Source organism: Mycobacterium venezuelense (genome assembly GCF_054919535.1).
In genome coordinates, this window is the sequence record NZ_JBONDW010000047.1 from 1 (window position 1) to 3,844 (window position 3,844).

The 3,844-nt window shown below is 64.9% G+C and carries 1 protein-coding gene; it reads left to right on the forward strand.

Features of this window, described 5'->3' with window-relative positions:
• A partial coding sequence (locus ACRCUN_RS34110) for a non-ribosomal peptide synthetase (RefSeq protein ID WP_462146018.1) occupies nt 1–3,844 on the forward strand: 3,844 nt, incomplete at both ends.

Below are 3,844 nucleotides of genomic sequence, written 5' to 3' on the forward strand. Positions count from 1 at the left end.
CCTGGCCTTTCAGAACAACGAGCGACCCAAGATCGCGCTCGATGAGCTCAGCGTCGAACCGGTAGCCGCAGATATCCGGACTGCCCGATTCGACCTGGAATTCGATCTGCGCGAGGTGCCCAGCACGGACTCGAGCACGATGTTCGATCTCGCGCGATCCGCCGAAGGCGCGGGCACGTCGATGGCTGCGGGCACCGTGGCCTATGCCACCGATCTGTATGACCGGTCCGGCGTCGAGCGATTGGTGAGTTGGTTCGGCCGGGTACTTGAGGCGGCGGTGGCCGACCCGTCGGTCGCTGTCGGCGGTATGGACCTGCTGGACCGCGATGAGCGGGAAATGCTGCTGCACAGCTGGTCTGGTGCCGACACCGACGCGCCGGTTGGTCTTGGCCCCGAGCTGCTGACCACGGCTGTAGCTGCCGATCCGGACGCGCCGGCGATCATCGATGGTTCTCGGCAGTTGTCCTATCGCGAGTTGGATGAGGCCTCCAACCGTTTGGCGCGGGTTCTGATCTCTGCGGGAGTCGGTCCGGAGCGTGCCGTCGGTGTCGCGATGAGTCGCAGTGCGGAGCTGGTGATCGCCTGGTGGGCCGTGCTCAAGGCCGGTGGCGTCTACGTGCCGGTCGATCGAGCGCATCCTCCTGAGCGAATCGCGACGGTTCTGGACACCGTCGATGCGGTGTGCGTGATGACCGGCGGTGCCGACACTGTCGGCGGGATCGGTGCCCGCCCCGTGATTCGCCTCGACGAGGTCGACATGTCGGTATTCGGCGCTGAACGCGTGACTGACGCAGACCGATTGGGCGCGCTGACGATTGACAATGCCGCCTACGTCATCTTCACGTCGGGCTCAACTGGGACGCCTAAAGGCGTGGCGGTCAGTCACGCGGGCCTGCTTGGGCAAGCTGCGGCGCACCGCGATCTATACGGTGTCGGCGCGGGCGCACGGGTCCTCATGGTGGCCGCACCGACGTTCGACGCCTCGGTCTTCGAGTGGTTGTGGGCAGTGTCCTCGCGGGCGGCGCTGGTGGTGGCGCCCGCCGATTCCTACGCCGGTGAGGCGCTGAACGAAGTGCTGCAACGCCAGCGGGTGGATGCTGCGCTGATCACCCCGACGGTGTTGGCAACACTCCATCATTCGAGGATCGACGGGTTGGACACGTTGGTCACCGGTGGTGAAGCGTGTCCGGCGGAGCTGGTTGCGGCGTGGGCGCCGGGGCGGCGCATGTTCAACGCCTACGGACCGACCGAAGTCACCATCTGGTCGACGTGGAGTCCGCTTGTGGCCGGAGAGCCGGTGCGTATCGGTGCCCCGATTCCGGGCACGTGTGCGCTCGTGTTGGATACGTCGCTGAACCCGGTCCCGGTCGGCGTCGTGGGTGAGCTATACCTGGCCGGACCGGCGGTGGCCCGCGGCTACATCGGCCGGCCGGATCTGACCGCGGATCGCTTTGTCGCCAACCCGTTCAGGACGGGTTCGCGCATGTACCGCACCGGCGATCTGGTCCGCTGGACCGCGGCGGGAAGTTTGGAGTACCACGGCCGGGCCGACGCGCAGATCAAACTGCGCGGCCAGCGGCTCGAACTGGGGGAGATCGAAAACACGCTGTTGACTTGCCCGCAGGTCACGCGCGCCGCGGCGGCGGTGCATCGTGGCAGCAGCGGCATCGACCATCTGGTCGGCTACGTCGCCCTCGACCAGACCAGTGACGGCGAGCACGAGGCCGAGGTCGTCGACCAGTGGCAACAGATCTACGACGAACTCTATGACGCCGACCTTCAGGTGGCGGAATTCGGCAGTGACTTCCGAGGATGGAACAGCAGTTACACCGACGATCCGATTCCGCTGCAGCAGATGCAGGAGTGGCGCGCGGTCACGGTCGATCGCGTTATGGCGCTGCAGCCCCAGCGGGTGCTGGAGCTCGGCGTCGGATCGGGCCTGATGCTGTCGCAGATTGCGCCGGCGTGCCAAGAATATTGGGGCACGGACTTTTCCGCGCCTACCATCGCCAAGCTGCAGGCTGCAGTGGCCGAACAGTCATGGGGAGAGCGGGTACACCTGCTCAGCCAACCCGCACATGTCACCGACTCATTGCCGCAAGGCCGATTTGATCTGGTGTTGATCAACTCGGTCGTCCAGTACTTCCCGAGCGCAGCCTATCTCACCGACGTCATCGACAAGGCAATGGAATTGTTGATTCCCGGTGGGACTCTGTTCGTCGGCGATGTTCGTAATCAGCGCCTGCAAAGCGCTTTCCAGACCGGTATCGCATTGGCCCGCAGTGGCCCGAGCACCGATACCGACGATGTCCGACAACGCATCCAACGCGCCATCCTCAGCGAGCATGAATTGCTGCTGGCGCCTGAGTTTTTCACGCTCTTGGCGGCAGAGCACCCGTCAGTCGCCGGTGTGGCCATACAGGTCAAGCGTGGCGTGGCTGACAATGAGCTCACCCGGTACCGCTACGACGTCATCATCCACAAGACGCCAACATCGATGTGTTCAGCGGCCGCAGCCGCATCCTGGGCCTGGACCGACTGTGCAGACCTGAGCGGGCTACACGATGTGTTGCGCACGCAACGCCCGGCCATGGTGCGCGTCAGCGCAATACCTCAGGCCGGCGTGATCGCCGATGTCGCTGTCGATCAAGCTCTGGGCGCCGGGTTGTCGCTGGCCGAGGCGCTTGCCCATGCCGATGCCGCCCGGACGAACGAAGTCGTCGTCACGCCCGAACTGTTGTACCGGCTTGGTGAGGACGCCGGATATCGGGTCGCCGTCACGTGGGGTGTCAAGCCGGGCACGTTGGACGCCGTCTTCGTCGTGCGAGACCACGAACACGCGTTGGCGCTCACTGATCTTTACCTACCGCCGGCCGACTCCCGCCAGCGCGGCGGCTACGCGAATGATCCGCGCACCAACGCAAAGCTCAGCGCAGTGCGGCAGTGGCTGATCGAGCGGTTGCCCGAGTACATGGTGCCCACCCAAGTCGTCGTGCTCACGGAGTTCCCCTTGACCAGCTCCGGCAAGATCGACCGCAGGGCACTGCCCGAACCAACGTTTGCCGCAAGCTCATTCCGGGCACCTCAAACCGATACCGAGAAGATCGTTGCCGAGGTGTTCACGGAGGTGCTCGGGCTCGGCCGGGCCGGTCTCGACGATGACTTCTTTGCCCTCGGCGGCGATTCGTTGATCGCGATCAGGGTGAGTGCGCGGCTGCAGGCAGCGCTCGGCAGGCACGTGCCGGTGCGCTATCTGTTCGACGCGCCCACAATTGGCGGTCTCGCCGATCACCTCGAGCGGCATCGCAACGGTGCGAGCCGTCCACCGCTGACCGTGAAGCAGCGCCCCGCGGTCCTGCCGTTGTCCTACGCCCAGCAGCGGTTGTGGTTCCTGGAGCAGTTGCAGGGTCCGTCCCCCATTTACAACATGGCGGTGGCGCTGCGGCTACAGGGCAGGCTGAACGCTGACGCGTTGGGCGCGGCCTTCCTCGATGTCATCGCCCGCCAGGAGAGTCTGCGCACCCAGTTCGCCATGGTCGACGGTGTGCCACGCCAGAAGGTAGTGCCCGTCGGGCAAGTCGAATTCGATTGGCAGACAGTAGACGCCTGTCACTGGTCAGCCGATCAGTTGCGTGAGGCTGTCGATGCGACGGCGCAGTACAGCTTCGATCTGACGAGCGACATACCCTTGCGGGCGGCACTGTTCCGCGTCGCCGACGACGAGCACGTACTGGCGGCTGTCGTCCACCATATTGCTGCCGATGGCTGGTCGGTAGCTCCGCTCGTGGCTGATTTGAGTGTGGCTTATGCAAACCGATGTGCCGGAGAAACACCGGAATGGCTT